We start from the raw sequence: 15,657 nt of genomic DNA on the forward strand, positions 1-15,657 counted from the left end.
TATTTAAGTACTTGCTGGTTGAGACATTTATCTGAAAATATTGATATATTGACCTGAAATAACTACAGTATTAATCTGAAATAACTACAGTATTAATCCGAAATAACTACGTATTAATCTGAACATACCGATATATTGCCTAAATAATCATAGTATAATCTGGAATAACCACAGTATTAACTTGAATAACCAAATTATTAACCTGAAACAAAGAATTTTTACTCAAGGGGGGTTTCAAGGCTTTGAGTTTCTTCGATTTCACTTTCCTGTAATATGTTTAAATGCGGGTTTTTGTCCTCAAATTGAAATGTTCTCATACCTTTTTACCAGCTCAAAGTTTGCTCTGTCAACAGATTTTTAACTCTACAGTGTTTTACTTGCTTTTTCCCGCCTGTGATTTCTTTGCTATTCCGGAGAGGACTTTGCATTAATTTCATAGAATAGTATAACTTATATATACATCGACACTTATTAACCAGAACTACCTGCGTAATCGTTTGAAATTGGCTCCGTACTTGAGCTGATTTATCACGATTTTACAATAATTTAAGCTTGTCAAGCTTCTATTATTGGAATTCTTCTACATTTGAAGATCTCAGAATAACTATTGAATCTGAATGGTGAGGACAACTTGGTTTCGGAGACATTAAAAACTCAAATAGACCGGTTCCTGCTGGCTCTCGGTTTTTCCCTTATGATTGGGATTATGATTCTCGGGCAGAGTTTCAGGGAGGCTGTCGGGGAAGTAGTAGGGACTTTAATGAATCCCGTACTTGCTCTGGTCGGGCAGGAGAATTTCTATCTAATCCTTTTGGTAATGGCATCTATTACTGCTATTTACGCATCCCTTATCCAGAAATACACAATTGACTGGGACCTCATGAGGAATACCCAGGAACGCATGAAGGTTTTCCAGAAGGAATTCCGGGAGGCACAGCTTTCTCAGAACACTTATATGCTTAAAAAACTGGAAGAACAACGCCAAACAATGATGGAAGACCAGATGAAGATGTCCAAGCAGCAGTTCAAGCCTATGGCTTACATCAGTATTATTTCGGTTCCTCTCTTCATGTGGGCTTATTATTACATCAGTGGGCACGGAAGCGCCACGATGGTTTTTCCTTTCTGGGGTGAACAGTTGTTGACAACCCATGCTTTTTGGTACTTCCAGAACTGGTTATACTGGTACTTTATTTGTTCTCTTGGAGTTAGCCAGTTTATCAGAAAGGCACTGGATATCGGTGGGGTCTGATGCGGATAACAGTTAGCGGGCTTCCCGGAAGTGGGACAACAACGGTTTCAAAGCTCCTTGCAGAATACTATGAACTTGAACTGATCTCCTCGGGTGAAATTTTCAGGAGGATAGCCAGGGAGAAGGAAATGAGCCTGGCAGAATTCGGAGCTATGGCCGAAAAAGACCCTTCAATTGACCTGGCTATTGATAAAAATCAGAGGGAAGTTATCCACAGTCATGAAAAGCTGATCCTCGAAAGCAGGCTTGCAGGCCATATGGCCAAAGAAGTCCCAAATGTACTTAAAATCTGGATAAAGGCTCCGCTACCTGTACGGGTAAAACGAATCTTGAGGCGGGAAAAATCAGTCTCTTTTGACGAAGAGCTCGAAAGAACAGTTGAGAGGGAAAAATCTGAGGCCCTCCGCTATATGAACTATTACAATATCGATATTGACGACCTCTCAATTTACGACATCGTTATTGATTCTGAAAAATGGAATCAGTACCAGATTCTTGACATTTTGAAGGTAGCTATCGATTCTCTCGTAGGGCCAGAGTAATTTCCCTCAATTTGTTAAAGGCTGGATTTTTATACAAAGCGTAGAGTTTTATCTGCCGGAACCTGATATACTGATATTACAGCAATCATAAGTAGTCGGCATATGATCTCTCTTAATATTGAACTCTCTTAATATTGAACTCTCTTAATATTGAACTCTCTTAATATTGAACTCTCTTAATATTGAACTCTCTCTTCATTAATACTGAACTAATAATGCTGTAATTTCTTCTTACATGCATTAAGGGAATTTCCGTAAATCTTTTTGTAAATCTCAGGTCTATAACTCTCAAATTTATAGATCTCAGATTTATTTTCACTAAGGGTCGTTCTCATTATGCATGTGTTACCAGCTACTGTATATCCTTCACGTTTACGTCATACCGTATATCCATCATGTTTATGTCAAGCTACTGTATATCCATCATGTTTACATTTATAAATTCAATTCAGGAGTTTTTGAAAAACTATGTCACCTGCTGGCAAATTGCCGTCCGAAGCTGAAAGAATTCTGGTCCGGAAATCCGGTGCCTGGACAAACCCCTCTTACGGTTCTTACCCGGAAAAGCGTCCTATTCTTGAATATATTGAGAAAGGGGTTGTAAATATTGATAAACCAAAGGGGCCGACAAGTCACGAGGTTGCAGCCTGGGTAAAAGCTATTCTGGGCGTGAGTACGGCAGGGCATGCAGGCTCACTTGATCCCAAGGTTACAGGGCTTTTGCCCACTTTACTCGGAAAGGCTACAAAGGCAGTCCCTGCTCTGCGCCTTTCTGGAAAGGAATATGTCTGCCTTCTGAAGCTTCATAAGGAAATGCCTCAAAAACTGGTCAGGAAGGTCTGTGAGGAATTTACAGGCCCTATCTACCAGATGCCTCCTATCAAATCAGCTGTCAAACGCGTTATCAGGATAAGGACGATCTATTACCTTGAAGTGCTTGAAATTGAAGGGAGTTTTGTGCTCTTTCGCGTGGGATGCGAAGCCGGGACTTACATCAGAAAACTCTGTCACGATATTGGACTTGCTCTTGGTTGCGGCGGACATATGCAGGAACTCAGGAGGACAAAAGCAGGCCCGTTTACCGAGGAAACACTTGTCACCCTCCAGGATCTCAAAGATGCATATGTACTCTGGAAGGAAGACGGGGATGAGTCTGAAATCCGGCGTGTAATCATGCCAATGGAAACGGCTGTATCTCACCTTCCCAAGATTATCCTGCGGGACAGTGCAGTAGATGCAATCTGTTCAGGGGCTGCTCTGGCAGTTCCGGGCATAACAAGCCTGGATGCGAACCTTAAGAAAGGAGAGCTTATAGCGTTGTTTACCCTTAAAGGTGAGCTCGTTGCCCTTGCAAAAGCTGAAATGAGTACAGAAGAGCTCCTCAAAGCTTCAACCGGACTTGCAGCTACCTCAGTCCGAATTATGATGGAGATAGGAACCTATCCAAAGGGTTGGACTAAAAAAGAGTATGGTGTTGAATCCTAACCTATAAAACTCTTTTAGGGCCTCCCTCTTTTAGAATAAAGTTTATATATCACTATTCCTTTATGGTATAAGTCGTGCCATAAGCTTTATGCCAACCTTTCCAAAGCAACTTTTCTAAAGGAAAGCTTGACCACAATCTTTCTAAGAGAAAGCTTGATCAAAGGCTAGGTATAATTCACGTATAAAGAGTTGTGGCATAAACGAGTCGTGTCTAAGTTTTGTGCCGAGGTAGTCTAGTGGTAGGGCGCAAGCCTGGAAAGCTTGTGGGGCCTAGCCCCTCGGGAGTTCGAATCTCCCCCTCGGCGTATTTTCTTAAGCCTTTTCTAAATTAGGTTTATAAGCTCTTTCTAAATTACGTTTAAATCTGCAGACATCTCCGGTCCTTTTGTTGCAAATATAGCTTCTAATAATTAGTTTTATCTTGAAGAACCAATAGTTGAATCCCTCCGAAAAAAAGATCAAGAGGAAGATTTCCACTGTACCTGCAGTGTTGAATACTTCTTCTATAAAAAGCAGGTTAAAAGGATCGTAAATACTTGAGGTTTTGATTGAAGTTGAATAGATTCTTGCTCCTGGGACTGATGAGTCTATGTTTTTGCTGGAACCGGTTGTAAGTTTGTAAAAAAGGCTCTCAATTAAAAGAGATAGGATTTGTAGAATGGGACTGTGAATAAAAATCTTTTAAAAGCATGGGAGAGATGGGATAATACAGAAATTATGATCGAAAAAAATAAGTTAATCTGACAATGTCAAGGTAAGAACCCCGTTGAAAAATGATCGATTGATTTCAGGCGGGAATGAAAATAATAAACGGAAACAAACAGAGAAGGAATATTGAAAATGAAACTGATCCTGAACGATATCGTAAAAAGTTTTGACAAAAAGGAGGTTTTGCGGGGTGCGAGTTTTGCCTTTGAAAAGGGGGAAATTTACGGACTCCTCGGAAGAAACGGCTCAGGCAAAACCACGCTGTTTAACTGCATCAATGAGGATTTGAGGATTGACGGCGGTTCAATTCTCCTTGAAGAAAATGGAGTGCAGAGAGAAATTTGTCCTGATGATATCGGATATGTTCTGTCGACGCCAGTAGTTCCGGAGTTCTTGACAGGCAGAGAGTTTTTAAAGTTCTTTCTTGACATAAACGTGAAAAAAATTCCGGACATTAAGCCTATTGACGAATATTTCGATTTTGTAAAGATCGAAAGCGAGGATCGCGACAGGCTTTTGAAAGATTATTCCCATGGCATGAAGAGCAAGATGCAGATGCTTATAAGCTTCATCGCAAATCCATCCATTCTGCTTTTAGACGAGCCGCTGACCTCATTTGACGTTGTGGTCGCTGACGAAATGAAGACGCTGCTGCGCCAAATCAAAAAAGACCACATTATTATTTTTTCTACTCATATCATGGAGCTTGCTCTGGATTTATGTGACGAGATCGTGATTCTGAGCGGCGGGGTTCTGGAAAAAATGGAAAAGGATGACCTCAGCAACGGGGCCTTTAAGGATAAGATCCTTCAGGCCCTAAGGAGGGATGAGAATGATTGAAGCTTTCATTAAGTCCTTCAGGCTGAAAAACACATATAAAGCCAATGGCATCATCTATTCGCTCAAATCCATCCCTGTCATCAACAGGCTGCTACCGGTCTCGCTCTATCGAAGCCCGGGGATGAAAATATTTGCCAATTTCGTCAGCATCCTGTGGGAGATCGGCTCGATGTTTTTGGGCAAGCTGCTCTATCTGTTTATTATTATCTTTCTTCTAAAAGATCATATGAAAAGCAGTCCTGCGAACAGCTTCATGCATATGTTTTTCTTTCTTACTATTACGGGCGGTTTCCTCAACACACATATATTTCATCCCACCAGAGACAAGTATTATGCCATTTTTCTCATGCGAATGAACGCGCGGGAGTATACGCTTTCAAATTACTTCTATTTCCTTTTGAAAATCGCTGTCGGATTTTTGCCTTTCACGCTGCTTCTTGGACGGCTTTCAGGGGTGCCTACCGTTATCTGTCTTGTGATGCCGCTTTTTGTCGTTTCCGTAAAACTTATTTTTACTGCCCTCGCGCTTCATGAGTATGTCCGAACCGGCCATGCAAAAAATGAAAATAAGTTCGATCCGGTTGTTCTGATTGGCATTGCTGTATCAGTGGCTGCGGCATATCTCCCACCGTTTCTCGGCTATGCCATGAACGGAGCTGTTTTTCTCGCTCTGTTTGTCATTTCCGCTGTTATGGCTGTGTTTTCCTTCTTATATGTGTTCAAATTCCCTGAATACCGAAGGATTTGCAAGGAACTTCTCACAGCGGATAGTTTTGCTATGAACAGAAAAGATATGGCTACACGTGCTACTCAAAAATCTTTGCAAAAGAATATAGACCTTAAGGCAACAAGCAGCAAAAACGGCTATCAGTATTTCAACGACCTTTTTGTCAAGCGTCACAGCAGTCTGCTGACCAAATCAGCCAAAAATATCACTTTGATTTCCCTTGCAGTGCTTGCGTTTTCCATTACGGCCTGTTTTCTTATCCCTGAGGTAAAACCGAACATAAACGGGATGATGCTGACCTTTTTGCCTTATTTTTTGTTCATCATGTATTTTATTAATCGCGGAAAGGTTATTACTCAGGCCATGTTCATGAACTGTGACCACAGTATGCTTGCCTACCGGTTTTACAGACAACCGCGTGCAATTCTGCTTCTTTTTACGGAACGGCTGAAATCCATTCTATTGATAAACTTGATGCCCGCTTCGGTAATTGCACTCGGGCTGCCGTTTCTGTTATGGCTTACAGGCGGGACGAATAACGCGCTCAATTATGTGCTGCTGTTTGTTTCCATTATAGCAATGTCGGTATTTTTTTCGGTGCACAACATGGTGCTATATTATCTTTTGCAGCCTTACAATATCAATCTCGAAATAAAAAGTGGCACTTTTGCCGTTGCCAATTCATTTACTTATATCGTTTGTTATTTAGCCATCGGTAAGAAAGTCCCTACTCTGATTTTCGGCACATCGATTTCAGTATTTTGCATTGTATATATTGCCGTCGCCTTGATTCTTGCATACAGGCTTGCACCAAAGACATTTAAGCTGCGTTAATAGCGGCTTTATGTAAACTAAAAAGAGGGACGATGTTGAACCGCCCTTTTTATTTCTTTGATAAAATTATGTTGCTGCTGGTGGAGATACTTTTCGGCTTTTTTACAGCATGCCTGGATATCAAGTCACGGCCAACATAAACTGTTCTTTTCATTATTGAGCTTATCCCAAAACCTATTTTATTCTAAATCACTATCATTGGTCATCGGTTAAGGATTTATTTCCTTCTTCTGTTACTCTTTTTGAATCCAATTTTTCATTTATTACTCAAACCATTCATCTCTAAACCTTTCTCTGTTTACATGAGGATCTAATGCTTGACTTTCATATACGCTCATTATCGTTTCAAAAGTTCTTTGAATTCCACATCTATGCAGAATTACTGTCAATAAATCTGATGCATTCTCTGCAAATATTGTACTCCAACGTAACTGCGTATATCTAGCCATTTTTTCAGGATGAGTTGTTGATTTTCTGACAAGAGAATAGATTCTTCTGCTAACGATTAGTGTCAATATTGCTGTCCAGATTAGAGCTTCAATTACCTGCACATTCTTTGTTTCAAGAACGTCCAGCGAGTATTTGCTTTTCAATTCCTTAAACAACAGTTCTATGTCCCATCTTGCCCCATATAAGTTTGCAATGTCTTTTGCATTCAAAATATCTTTCTGAATATTTGTGATGTAAATGTGGTATTTTTCATCCTCATCGTTATATACGGCAACAAGGCGTACAATCATCTCGTCCTGTTTTTGCTTGCCTTTATACTCTCTTCTTTTGAATTCTATTTTTACAACTGCATCAATATCTTTTCCAGAAAGTTGCTTAATACATTCACTAACAGGTTTTCCAGCGAACTCTTTGCTTTTTGTCTTAGAAAGTTCCTCTTCAATAGAAACAAGAATAGGGTCCATATTCTTCCTAATCCTTGAGACAAAATATCCCCCATTTTCTTCAACTCTTGCAAACATTTGAGTTTTGTAGAAACCAAGATCAACAAGGAGAATATGGTCTTTGATCCAGGGACCTATTTTTAATGTCTTTATCTCAGCTGTTTTTTCAGAGTACAGAGCAATGGTTCTAGGTCCGTTAGCAATTGCACTTACCATAACTCCAACTTTTACTCCTGCAGCTACTGTTCTTGATCTTGCTGCAGGAAACCTGTCTGCTAACGAGGAATGGAGACGAACAATTGTGCTGTCCTGAATGACAACATCTTGGAAGGTTTCGAGTTTCTTGCTAAGTTTCCTACCAGGTTCTTTTGCAAGCTCTTCCATGCCATGAATTACACACTGGTGAAGAAACTCAACAAGTTCTGGAGTAAAACGATAGTACCAGCTGCTATCACTTATGGTTTTTTGTGACTCAGTTTCATATTCTCGTTTTAAACTGGCAAGTGTACGCTGCAAGCGTACACCAAAACTGAGAGTTAAAACCCAAAAGATAATGACAGGGTCAATTTTACGTTCACGTACTATAAGACCAGTTTCTTTGGCAGTTTGCCTTAACCACTCTTCGGGAAACATTTCCCGAAGAGAGTCTTCAAGAGTAGGTGGGGGACAAGGAGACATAGATACAGAGATATTTAGATTATTAATATAAAAAACACATACAAGAGAGGGAATTTAATGCTTAACCGATGACGCATGAAATCACTATGAGTTTTCAGGATCAGTTTAATGATTAGGTATTCAACTGACTGTTCCATATACGAAATTAAAAAATCAAAAATTCAAAAATCAAATTTTGAGTTTCAGGATAGGCTCATTCAGTAACTTTTCTACTATCGGCTTTCAGTCCTTCCGAACATCCGCTTTCAGCTGGGGCTAAGCGCAGATATCCTTATATACTGGTAACAGCATGTAAATGAATTCATCAGTATGTGCTGTAAAGAAGCTCCTTTAGAGAGCTGCTCCTGACTTTTTCGTGTATTCTTTTAGGGTATTCGATCAGGGGCTACAGGATGCTGTATACATTCCCCTGGAGGGAATATATGGTAGAAGAAAAGAATAATGAAGAAATAAGGCATCTTGTTCGGATTATGAATACCGACCTGAAGGGGGCAAAACCCGTAGAGTATGCCCTTACAGGTCTCCCGGGAATAGGGAGGCGCACCGCTATCCTTATCGCAAAAGGCGCAGGGGTAGACCCTACTGCTACACTTGGATATCTGCCAGATGAAGAAGTGGCAAAGCTAGACCGCGCAATCGGAAACTTTGAGGGAATTGTTCCATCCTGGATGTTGAACAGGCAAAAAGACCTGGCAACAGGACAGGACAAGCATCTGCTGGGAACAGACATCTTACTGACTTTCAGGGAAGATATTAACAACCTGAAGAAGGTTCGCGCCTACAGAGGACTCAGGCATGAAAGGGGCCTTAAAGTCAGAGGACAGAGAACAAAATCTACAGGTCGCCGCGGGTCAACTGTCGGTGTCAGTAGGAGAAAGTGATTTTCCGGTCAGGTGATTTTAAATGGCATATCCAGGTAAAAAAAGTAAAAGTTTCGAGACTCCCAGGCACCCCTGGCAGGAAGCCAGGATGGCATCTGAAGTTCAGCTTGTAAAGGCATACGGCCTCAGAAACAAGAGAGAAGTTTGGAAAGCAGCCAGTACGCTTAGAATGTACAGGTCTGAAGCCCGGAGATTACTTGCAAGCGCTGCAAACTCTCAGGAAAGAGGACTTGAAGGGCATCAGAAGACACAATCTGAAGAAATTCTTGCGAAGCTTATCCGCTATGGCATCATCAAATCAGATGCTGATATTGATGACATTCTTTCTTTAAAAACTGAAAATATTCTCGAAAGGAGACTCCAGACTCAGGTTCTCCGTCTCGGGCTTGCCAGGACAGTTGTTCAGGCTCGCCAGTTTATCACTCACGGTCACATCGCAATAAACGGCAGAAAAGCTACAGTTCCGGGGATGCTTGTCTCCAAGGAAGATGAAATGCATATCGGGTACTATGCAACCTCTCCGCTTGTTAGCGAATCTCATCCTGAAAGACCTGTGCAGGTAGCATCTGTTCTTGCAGACAGCACAACCACTTTAAGGGCTGTTGCAGAAGCAAAGCAGGCTAAAGAGAAACCTCCTGAAAGAGGCGGAAGGAAGAGGAGAGGGAGGAGATAATCATGGCAGACATGAAATGGGCCGTAGCTCACATTAAATCTTCATTTAACAACACAATTATTACTGTAACCGATATCACAGGGGCTGAAACCATTGCAAAGTCTTCCGGTGGTATGGTTGTAAAAGCTGCAAGAGACGAGAGCTCTCCTTATACTGCCATGCAGATGGCAGGCCAGCTTGCTGACCAGCTCAGGGATAAGGGTATCCATGGCATCCATATAAGGGTAAGAGCGCCTGGTGGAAACAAGCAGAGAAGCCCGGGCCCCGGCGCTCAGGCTGCAATCAGGGCTTTTGCAAGAGCAGGAATCCGGATTGGCAGGATTGAAGATGTTACTCCTGTCCCGCACGACGGCACTCGTCCCAAAGGCGGAAGACGTGTATAAGAGAATTCTTCAGGGAATTTCTTCGGAAGTTCTTCTAAAATTCTCTTTTTTGAATGCATTAAAATATAAGGGAAATTAAGGAATATGACGATGGAAGTAGACATTCTGGAGTTATCGGATAGATCTGCAAAATTCGTGCTTTCAAAAGTAAGCACATCTTTTGCCAACGGCATTCGGCGCGCCATGATCGCAGATGTACCAACACTTGCGATTGAATATGTGAACCTTTACGAAAATACCTCGGTACTCTATGATGAGCAGCTGGCTCTACGTCTGTCCTTAATCCCGCTTGTTACGGATGTAGAGACATATGTGCCACAGGCAGAATGCGACGTCTGCGGAGGAGAAGGTTGTCCTGCCTGCGAGGTTTCCTTAACCCTGAGTGCAGAAGGTCCGTGCACGGTTTATTCTCGGGATCTTATTTCCTCTGACCCGAAGATACAGCCGGCTGATCCCAATATTCCTATTGTTGAGCTGAAAAAAGGGCAGAAGCTTGTGCTTGAGGCCCTTGCTCATATGGGCTATGGCAGGGACAGTGTTAAATGGCAGGCAGGAGTCGCTTGCGGCTACAAGAATGTGCCTGTTATAACCATTGAAAACTGCGATGCATGTGGGCACTGTGCAGCCGAATGTCCAAAAGGCATTATACGGTTTGAAGAGTCAGGGGCCAAAGTTTCTAGCGAAGATGTCCTGAAATGTTCACTCTGTAAACTCTGTGAACAGGTCTGTGATATTCACGCGATAAAAATTGGCTTCGATGAGAATGCCTTTGTGTTTACAATGGAGTCCGATGGTTCTTACACAGCCAAAGACCTTGCCCTTAATGCGTCAAATGTGATCAAAGGCAAAGCTGAAGAACTCTTGAGCATTCTGGACCAATTCTGAGCTCCAGCTCGGGAACAGTCCCACATCCAATTTTTTGAGGTTAAGGCGGCACGTAAAACCCTGAGTATTTTAATGAGCAGATGTTTCTCTGGACTTTTGACTCCTGATCTATTATTGTTCTGTACCTGAATACGGAAGGAGCTGTTCTGCCTTATTGGCATCTTTCAAAACTTATTTCCGGTAATCTTCACGGCTCGAAACGTTTATATATTATCCACGATATTGTGAGGGAGTGCAAGGCGTAAAGCGCGCCGGATTATCATAATGAAACAGTATCAAACACAGATTAATACGAAATGCGAGGGTTGCCCAGCCAGGTCAAAGGCGCTAGGTTGAGGGCCTAGTTTCGTAGGAATTCGTGGGTTCGAATCCCATCCCTCGCACTAAATTTCTTAATCTGTCAATTTAAAGCATTTAACCTTAAAAATTTCAAGTTTTCATACGTTTCTAAAAATTATTTTTGTGAGTTACTTTTGTAAAGAATTTCAAATTCTTTATTTGTAAAATATCGCTATGCGAGGGTTGCCCAGCCAGGTCAAAGGCGCTAGGTTGAGGGCCTAGTTTCGTAGGAATTCGTGGGTTCGAATCCCATCCCTCGCATTTAGTTTTTTTTCTCTGCTTTTCTTCTTTCTCTGCTTTCTTTTCTCTACTTTCCTCTGATTTGAAAGTCTGTTTTGATCTTTGCATGTTTCTGTGCTTGATCTTTATAGTTTCTATTCCCAACGCTGTGAATTCTATTAGCAAACCGTTGTATAAACTATCTGCATAGGAAGACCTTGTGAATCTTTTTCAGGAATTTCAGGGATTAATTTTAGTCCTCTCTGAAAAGATAACTTTGCCGTTACAGAGGCGACCAGAGCATCAAGAATATCGTCTCTTGCTACATCTTTACGTCTGTATTTAAAAAGAGCATTCTGTACAATTTCATCTGTGGAAGTGCAAATTTCTTGTAGTAGCTTTTTTCTTTCGTTAAAACCTTCACTCTTTTTTTTAGAATATTCCATTGGCTTTCCGGCAAGAACCCAGAAACAAACTTCTGGATGAGTTTCTATTATTTTTTTCTTCGCAGAATCTGTGGCTATAAGAAAATCATTCATTTCTCTAATTTTTGGAACTATTCCCCATGTTTGTTTTGTAAGTCGCTTGCCTGTAACTTCTTCATTGATGTCGCAAGCGCTTTCATAGCTTTTTGCATAGATGGCTTCTCTACAGGGAGTTGGAAAAACACTGGACTGCCTGTAGGATTTCAGTAGTCTTCGAGCTTCTACATCACAAAACCTTCTCTTGAAATTAGATTTGCTATCTACTAAACCAATAGGAATGTCCACAAGTATACGCACATGAGTATTGCCATCACAAAAAAAGCTATAGAGATCCGAGATTTTAGGAAACTGAAATACACCAAAGCTATCAGTTTCTGTTAGTGCAACTGCAAACCAACCTGCTTTGTACCCGTCTACACCAACAAACATTTTTTTGTTCATAAGCAGGGTTCGCAGTTTAGGCATATAGAACCTTTCAGAGGAAGCTTTGAACGGAGTTATTTGTTATTATTCAGGAATAGTCGACAGTCCCTTCAAATTTCTGCAAAAACCGAACTAATGGCTTATAAATAAGAAGCATTGAAAGGGTATTTTCTTTTACTTTGGAGATATTTTAGCTTTCTAATTTTTATAAATCTATTACTTTTAATCTATATTGGCAAAAATATTTTCTTAATGGGGAATTTGCTAACTACAGCTTTTGAAGAAAAATCCATATATTTCAAGGGATTTATTTGTTCTGTGTTTTGCTCACATTCTCTGCATGTGTTTTGATGTATAATCAACAAAAAGATACGTTTCGTTCAGTATGCCAAATTATTTTTAAATGTTTGTTAAAGCATAGGAGATTTTTGATGAATGATATTCTTTTTAGGACTGAGAACTGGATATTCAGCTACCGTGTTGCAGGGATAATGATACATAATAACAAAGTGCTCCTGCAAAAGCCAACAAATGATACTGGGTTTGCTTTTCCCGGAGGACATATCTCATTTGGCGAAACGAACGCGGAAGCATTAATCCGTGAATTCAAAGAAGAAATTGGCGCGGACATTTCGATAACTGATCTTAAATGGGTTGCCGAGATTTTCTTTCCATGGGGCGAAAAGCCATGCCACCAGATATGTAATTATTATCAGGTGACTTTGACTGATAAAACGCAAATTCCGCTGGATGGACAGTTCATTAGTTCGGAGCATCTTGAAGGCAGAGATTTTACCATAGAGTTTCACTGGATTCCCATTGACAGTATGAATGATATCGAGGTCTACCCAACGAATGCGGCAGAATTGCTTAGCTTATTAGGCGAAGGTGTGCAGCACTTTGTATACCGGGAGGGATAGCTTATGAGTTTTGCAAATTTGCACCACTTAATAATGAAGTGAGGGACATCCTGATAGAAGAATTTGGGAAGGAGCACTCAACATATTATGAAATAATTTCAGCAATATCGCAGGGCAGATGCTCGATGAGCGAGATCTCGGATATGACACATGTCTCTTCTAGCTCATTGTCACCTTATTTTTACGACCTTATAGACCTGCTGGGAGTAGTGGAACCTAGATTCGGCAGGTCGACATAAGGAATTTGAATATTTTTCCTGATATCGTTTTTGAATATTTGATAAATATACATTGGATTTAAAGCTGGTTAACGTGTGGCTCAACTCCCACGACGCATATAAACACTAAATCATTTTTCCATTAAAGTTTAGTATAAGATATTATGTTTGGATCATATGTAAACTTCACAACTACACACAATAAGGGATCATCATTTCAAAATTGCCATCAGTAAAAAGTATCGAAAATGAAATGTCGACCTGCCGAATATAGGGTGGAACACCGGATTCCTGTCACGGACAGTCCTGAAAAAAGCAAGAGAGGACGGTATTTCCTGAAAGATAATTTCTTCAGGTTCTATGGCCGCTTCGTATATCCTATGTACAGCCAGTATATGGCAGGCAATTATTCTCCTATGCTGGAAAAGGTTCGGAAGGAATGGCAGAGTTACACAGGCAAGATATTCGAGGATATTGTTCGTGAACTGCTGGTTAAAAAGATGATCAGCGATTATCCGGATATTGGGAGCTGGTGGAACAGGAAGAGGGATGAGATTGATATTCTTGGAGTAAATCGCCAGGGGAGAAAAGTTCTGGCAATTGAGGTCAAGAATAAAGAACTGGGTGAAAGCGAGGCCAGAGAAATCCTGGAGTTGACGCTTGATAAAACAAAATTAGTAAAAGGGATATCTGGTCAGGAATTGAAAGTAGGGATAGTGGCCAGAAAGGTCAAAGGCAGAGAACGCCTGGAAGGCGATGGATTCCTTGTATGGGAACTGGAAGAGCTTATTCCATAATTTTTTCGAGTTGAGCATTTGCCAAAGAAGAGATGTCTTTGGTATATCGATCTAATTTGATTAGTCATTTGTGAAAAGGAGAAAAAAATCCAAAGGGGATAATGAGAAAATAAACGGGACAAAATTTCATGTTCGTTTTTGATTACAGAAGCTTGATAAACTCGTCGTCGGTTATCCCGGCTTGCCAGATTATAGATTTCAATATCCCTACCGGAATTTCCGGATGATCCGGGACGATAACAACGAGCGTTTTATCTGGAGTCTTCTTTTTAATTTTGATATGGCTGTCTTTCTAAGATATGACCTGAAATCCCTGGCTGTTGAGAGCCTTAATGACTTCAAGAGGTTATGGAGTGGGAAGTTTTGGCATGAGAAGAGACCTCTACCATTGTGGTAAAAACCTGTCTGACGACAGGAATTTTGACGTCCTCGTCTTCGAGGCTATAAAAAAAAGTTCTCTTTGGAAGACACCGGCTTAAAGTTTCTGGTCATGGGCACTTTTTACCCGAAGTCAGATTTATTATGTATTATATAGAAGATGTATCTCAATAATTAAAGTAGCAATCTGAGGAGACTTTTTGGACGTAGATACCTTTAAGATATTTATCAAAAATAGATGTGAGTAATCTACGTGTGACCCATCATTTTGAAACACGAGCAAATGAACGGAAAAATGATATACATCCAGATGTTTATGATATATACGATATTATTTTCAATGAAAAAAACCTGTTGGTATTTTAAAACAGAATGAAAACACGTTCAAACTTTACTACAATCTTAGTGAGAATCACGATCTCATAATCATAATAAGTGTAAAGAATCCCAACCCAATAATCATTAATCTGATAACTTGTTTCCTTGTAGATTCGAAGAAAAGGAGGAGAGAGAATGCTTCAGGGCTCTCAGGTGAATAAATACGATTACGATATTCAGAGTGACAGCATTTTCTTTTATGGGAGCGATAAGAAATACAGATCATCTATTGATCTGGACGGCATAATACTTGATGTAAGTGAAGATAATTATATCATAGGAATTGAGATTCTTGATGTTTCCGAGAAATTTAATGTTTCAAAAATGGATTTGATCAACATCAAACACTTTGAAGCGAATATTGAGATCAGTAAAGAAAATATTAAAATAACTATGGAAATGAGGCTGTATAAGAGAAATGGCCTGATTAACAGATCTCTTGATACTCTGGGATTAAACAGCATGAATCTTCCGGCCAGCACGCAGGGAATTGCACTCAATTGCTGACCTTTTAGTTTGTATCATATTTTTCAGCTTTTATATTCAGTTTTAGCTTACCAATTTTTACTCTTCTATTTTCCTTAACTTTAATTCTTCTTAACCAACTTTTGGCAGATAATTTGTTTAGCAGCTCTATTGATGTATTTAGAGACAAAAAAGATAACATTCAATTTTCGCCAGGTTCCATTAAATGTCAAAATTAATTTAATTTGCTTCAA

General features: G+C 40.3%; 15 protein-coding genes and 3 tRNA genes. 15 read left to right on the top strand and 3 right to left on the bottom strand.

The window, feature by feature from the left end; genetic code table 11:
- Positions 1–631 precede the first annotated feature (631 nt).
- The 6 genes from MSBRW_RS04835 to MSBRW_RS04860 all read left to right on the top strand — a co-directional run bounded on the left by MSBRW_RS04835 (position 632) and on the right by MSBRW_RS04860 (position 6,388).
- Positions 632–1,252: a DUF106 domain-containing protein gene (locus MSBRW_RS04835; protein WP_011305126.1), complete on the top strand. Its 621-nt coding sequence runs from the start codon at positions 632–634 to the stop codon at positions 1,250–1,252.
- Positions 1,252–1,794 (top strand): (d)CMP kinase, encoded by a 543-nt coding sequence (cmk, locus tag MSBRW_RS04840; RefSeq protein ID WP_011305125.1) that lies wholly within the window; start codon positions 1,252–1,254, stop codon positions 1,792–1,794. The genes MSBRW_RS04835 and cmk overlap by 1 nt, the downstream gene beginning before the upstream one ends.
- Before the next feature lie 468 nt (positions 1,795–2,262).
- Positions 2,263–3,279: an RNA-guided pseudouridylation complex pseudouridine synthase subunit Cbf5 gene (locus MSBRW_RS04845; RefSeq protein ID WP_011305124.1), complete on the top strand. Its 1,017-nt coding sequence runs from the start codon at positions 2,263–2,265 to the stop codon at positions 3,277–3,279.
- 222 nt (positions 3,280–3,501) lie between these two features.
- Positions 3,502–3,584: transfer RNA gene (locus MSBRW_RS04850), tRNA-Ser, on the top strand.
- A gap of 535 nt (positions 3,585–4,119) precedes the next feature.
- Positions 4,120–4,827, top strand: coding sequence for an ATP-binding cassette domain-containing protein (locus MSBRW_RS04855; protein ID WP_011305123.1), 708 nt, complete (start codon positions 4,120–4,122; stop codon positions 4,825–4,827).
- Complete coding sequence (locus MSBRW_RS04860; protein ID WP_011305122.1) at positions 4,820–6,388, top strand: hypothetical protein; 1,569 nt, start codon at positions 4,820–4,822, stop codon at positions 6,386–6,388. Before MSBRW_RS04855 ends, MSBRW_RS04860 begins: the two co-directional genes overlap by 8 nt.
- Positions 6,389–6,651: 263 nt before the next feature.
- On the opposite strand, the gene MSBRW_RS04865 is transcribed toward MSBRW_RS04860, so the two are convergent.
- Positions 6,652–7,959 carry an IS4-like element ISMba6 family transposase gene (locus MSBRW_RS04865; protein ID WP_011305121.1) on the bottom strand — a complete coding sequence of 436 codons (1,308 nt, stop codon included), beginning with the start codon at positions 7,957–7,959 and terminating at the stop codon, positions 6,652–6,654.
- A gap of 392 nt (positions 7,960–8,351) precedes the next feature.
- Between MSBRW_RS04865 and MSBRW_RS04870 the strand changes: the two genes are divergently transcribed.
- From MSBRW_RS04870 to MSBRW_RS04895, 6 genes are all read left to right on the top strand, one after another.
- Positions 8,352–8,840, top strand: coding sequence for a 30S ribosomal protein S13 (locus MSBRW_RS04870; RefSeq protein ID WP_011305120.1), 489 nt, complete (start codon positions 8,352–8,354; stop codon positions 8,838–8,840).
- Between the two features lie 22 nt (positions 8,841–8,862).
- On the top strand, positions 8,863–9,513 hold the full coding sequence (locus MSBRW_RS04875; RefSeq protein ID WP_011305119.1) for a 30S ribosomal protein S4: 651 nt from the start codon (positions 8,863–8,865) through the stop codon (positions 9,511–9,513).
- A 2-nt stretch (positions 9,514–9,515) separates the two neighbouring features.
- Complete coding sequence (locus tag MSBRW_RS04880; RefSeq protein WP_011305118.1) at positions 9,516–9,896, top strand: 30S ribosomal protein S11; 381 nt, start codon at positions 9,516–9,518, stop codon at positions 9,894–9,896.
- A gap of 84 nt (positions 9,897–9,980) precedes the next feature.
- Entirely contained in the window at positions 9,981–10,781 is an 801-nt protein-coding gene (locus MSBRW_RS04885) for a DNA-directed RNA polymerase subunit D (RefSeq protein WP_011305117.1), read from the top strand.
- A 298-nt stretch (positions 10,782–11,079) separates the two neighbouring features.
- Positions 11,080–11,164, top strand: a tRNA-Leu gene (locus MSBRW_RS04890).
- Positions 11,165–11,296: 132 nt separating this feature from the next.
- Positions 11,297–11,381, top strand: a tRNA-Leu gene (locus tag MSBRW_RS04895).
- Between the two features lie 137 nt (positions 11,382–11,518).
- On the opposite strand, the gene MSBRW_RS04900 is transcribed toward MSBRW_RS04895, so the two are convergent.
- A complete protein-coding gene (locus MSBRW_RS04900; RefSeq protein WP_011305116.1) occupies positions 11,519–12,289 on the bottom strand; it encodes a DUF429 domain-containing protein in 771 nt (256 codons plus the stop codon).
- 389 nt (positions 12,290–12,678) lie between these two features.
- On the opposite strand from MSBRW_RS04900, the gene MSBRW_RS04905 reads away from it, so the two are divergent.
- Together MSBRW_RS04905 and MSBRW_RS04910 are read left to right on the top strand one after the other, a co-directional pair.
- Complete coding sequence (locus tag MSBRW_RS04905) at positions 12,679–13,167, top strand: NUDIX hydrolase (RefSeq protein ID WP_011305115.1); 489 nt, start codon at positions 12,679–12,681, stop codon at positions 13,165–13,167.
- A gap of 466 nt (positions 13,168–13,633) precedes the next feature.
- Complete coding sequence (locus MSBRW_RS04910; RefSeq protein ID WP_230669965.1) at positions 13,634–14,182, top strand: DUF234 domain-containing protein; 549 nt, start codon at positions 13,634–13,636, stop codon at positions 14,180–14,182.
- A 142-nt stretch (positions 14,183–14,324) separates the two neighbouring features.
- On the opposite strand, the gene MSBRW_RS23210 is transcribed toward MSBRW_RS04910, so the two are convergent.
- Complete coding sequence (locus MSBRW_RS23210; RefSeq protein ID WP_329957357.1) at positions 14,325–14,462, bottom strand: type II toxin-antitoxin system HicA family toxin; 138 nt, start codon at positions 14,460–14,462, stop codon at positions 14,325–14,327.
- 611 nt (positions 14,463–15,073) lie between these two features.
- Here MSBRW_RS23210 and MSBRW_RS04915 point away from each other — a divergent pair.
- Entirely contained in the window at positions 15,074–15,445 is a 372-nt protein-coding gene (locus tag MSBRW_RS04915; RefSeq protein WP_011305114.1) for a DUF2283 domain-containing protein, read from the top strand.
- Positions 15,446–15,657 lie beyond the last annotated feature (212 nt).

The sequence above is a fragment of the Methanosarcina barkeri str. Wiesmoor genome, from assembly GCF_000969985.1.
Taxonomy (GTDB): Archaea; Halobacteriota; Methanosarcinia; order Methanosarcinales; family Methanosarcinaceae; genus Methanosarcina; species Methanosarcina barkeri_B.

Excerpts from the sequence above, each read along its gene's own strand:
- MSBRW_RS04905 (WP_011305115.1), top strand. The coding sequence starts at position 12,679 with ATGAATGATATTCTTTTTAGGACTGAGAACTGGATATTCAGCTACCGT.
- MSBRW_RS04910 (WP_230669965.1), top strand. The coding sequence starts at position 13,634 with ATGAAATGTCGACCTGCCGAATATAGGGTGGAACACCGGATTCCTGTC.
- MSBRW_RS04855 (WP_011305123.1), top strand. The coding sequence starts at position 4,120 with ATGAAACTGATCCTGAACGATATCGTAAAAAGTTTTGACAAAAAGGAG.
- cmk (WP_011305125.1), top strand. The coding sequence starts at position 1,252 with ATGCGGATAACAGTTAGCGGGCTTCCCGGAAGTGGGACAACAACGGTT.
- MSBRW_RS04845 (WP_011305124.1), top strand. The coding sequence starts at position 2,263 with ATGTCACCTGCTGGCAAATTGCCGTCCGAAGCTGAAAGAATTCTGGTC.
- MSBRW_RS04885 (WP_011305117.1), top strand. The coding sequence starts at position 9,981 with ATGACGATGGAAGTAGACATTCTGGAGTTATCGGATAGATCTGCAAAA.
- MSBRW_RS04865 (WP_011305121.1), bottom strand. The coding sequence starts at position 7,959 with ATGTCTCCTTGTCCCCCACCTACTCTTGAAGACTCTCTTCGGGAAATG.
- MSBRW_RS04860 (WP_011305122.1), top strand. The coding sequence starts at position 4,820 with ATGATTGAAGCTTTCATTAAGTCCTTCAGGCTGAAAAACACATATAAA.
- MSBRW_RS04900 (WP_011305116.1), bottom strand. The coding sequence starts at position 12,289 with ATGCCTAAACTGCGAACCCTGCTTATGAACAAAAAAATGTTTGTTGGT.
- MSBRW_RS04915 (WP_011305114.1), top strand. The coding sequence starts at position 15,074 with ATGCTTCAGGGCTCTCAGGTGAATAAATACGATTACGATATTCAGAGT.
- MSBRW_RS04880 (WP_011305118.1), top strand. The coding sequence starts at position 9,516 with ATGGCAGACATGAAATGGGCCGTAGCTCACATTAAATCTTCATTTAAC.
- MSBRW_RS04870 (WP_011305120.1), top strand. The coding sequence starts at position 8,352 with ATGCTGTATACATTCCCCTGGAGGGAATATATGGTAGAAGAAAAGAAT.
- MSBRW_RS04875 (WP_011305119.1), top strand. The coding sequence starts at position 8,863 with ATGGCATATCCAGGTAAAAAAAGTAAAAGTTTCGAGACTCCCAGGCAC.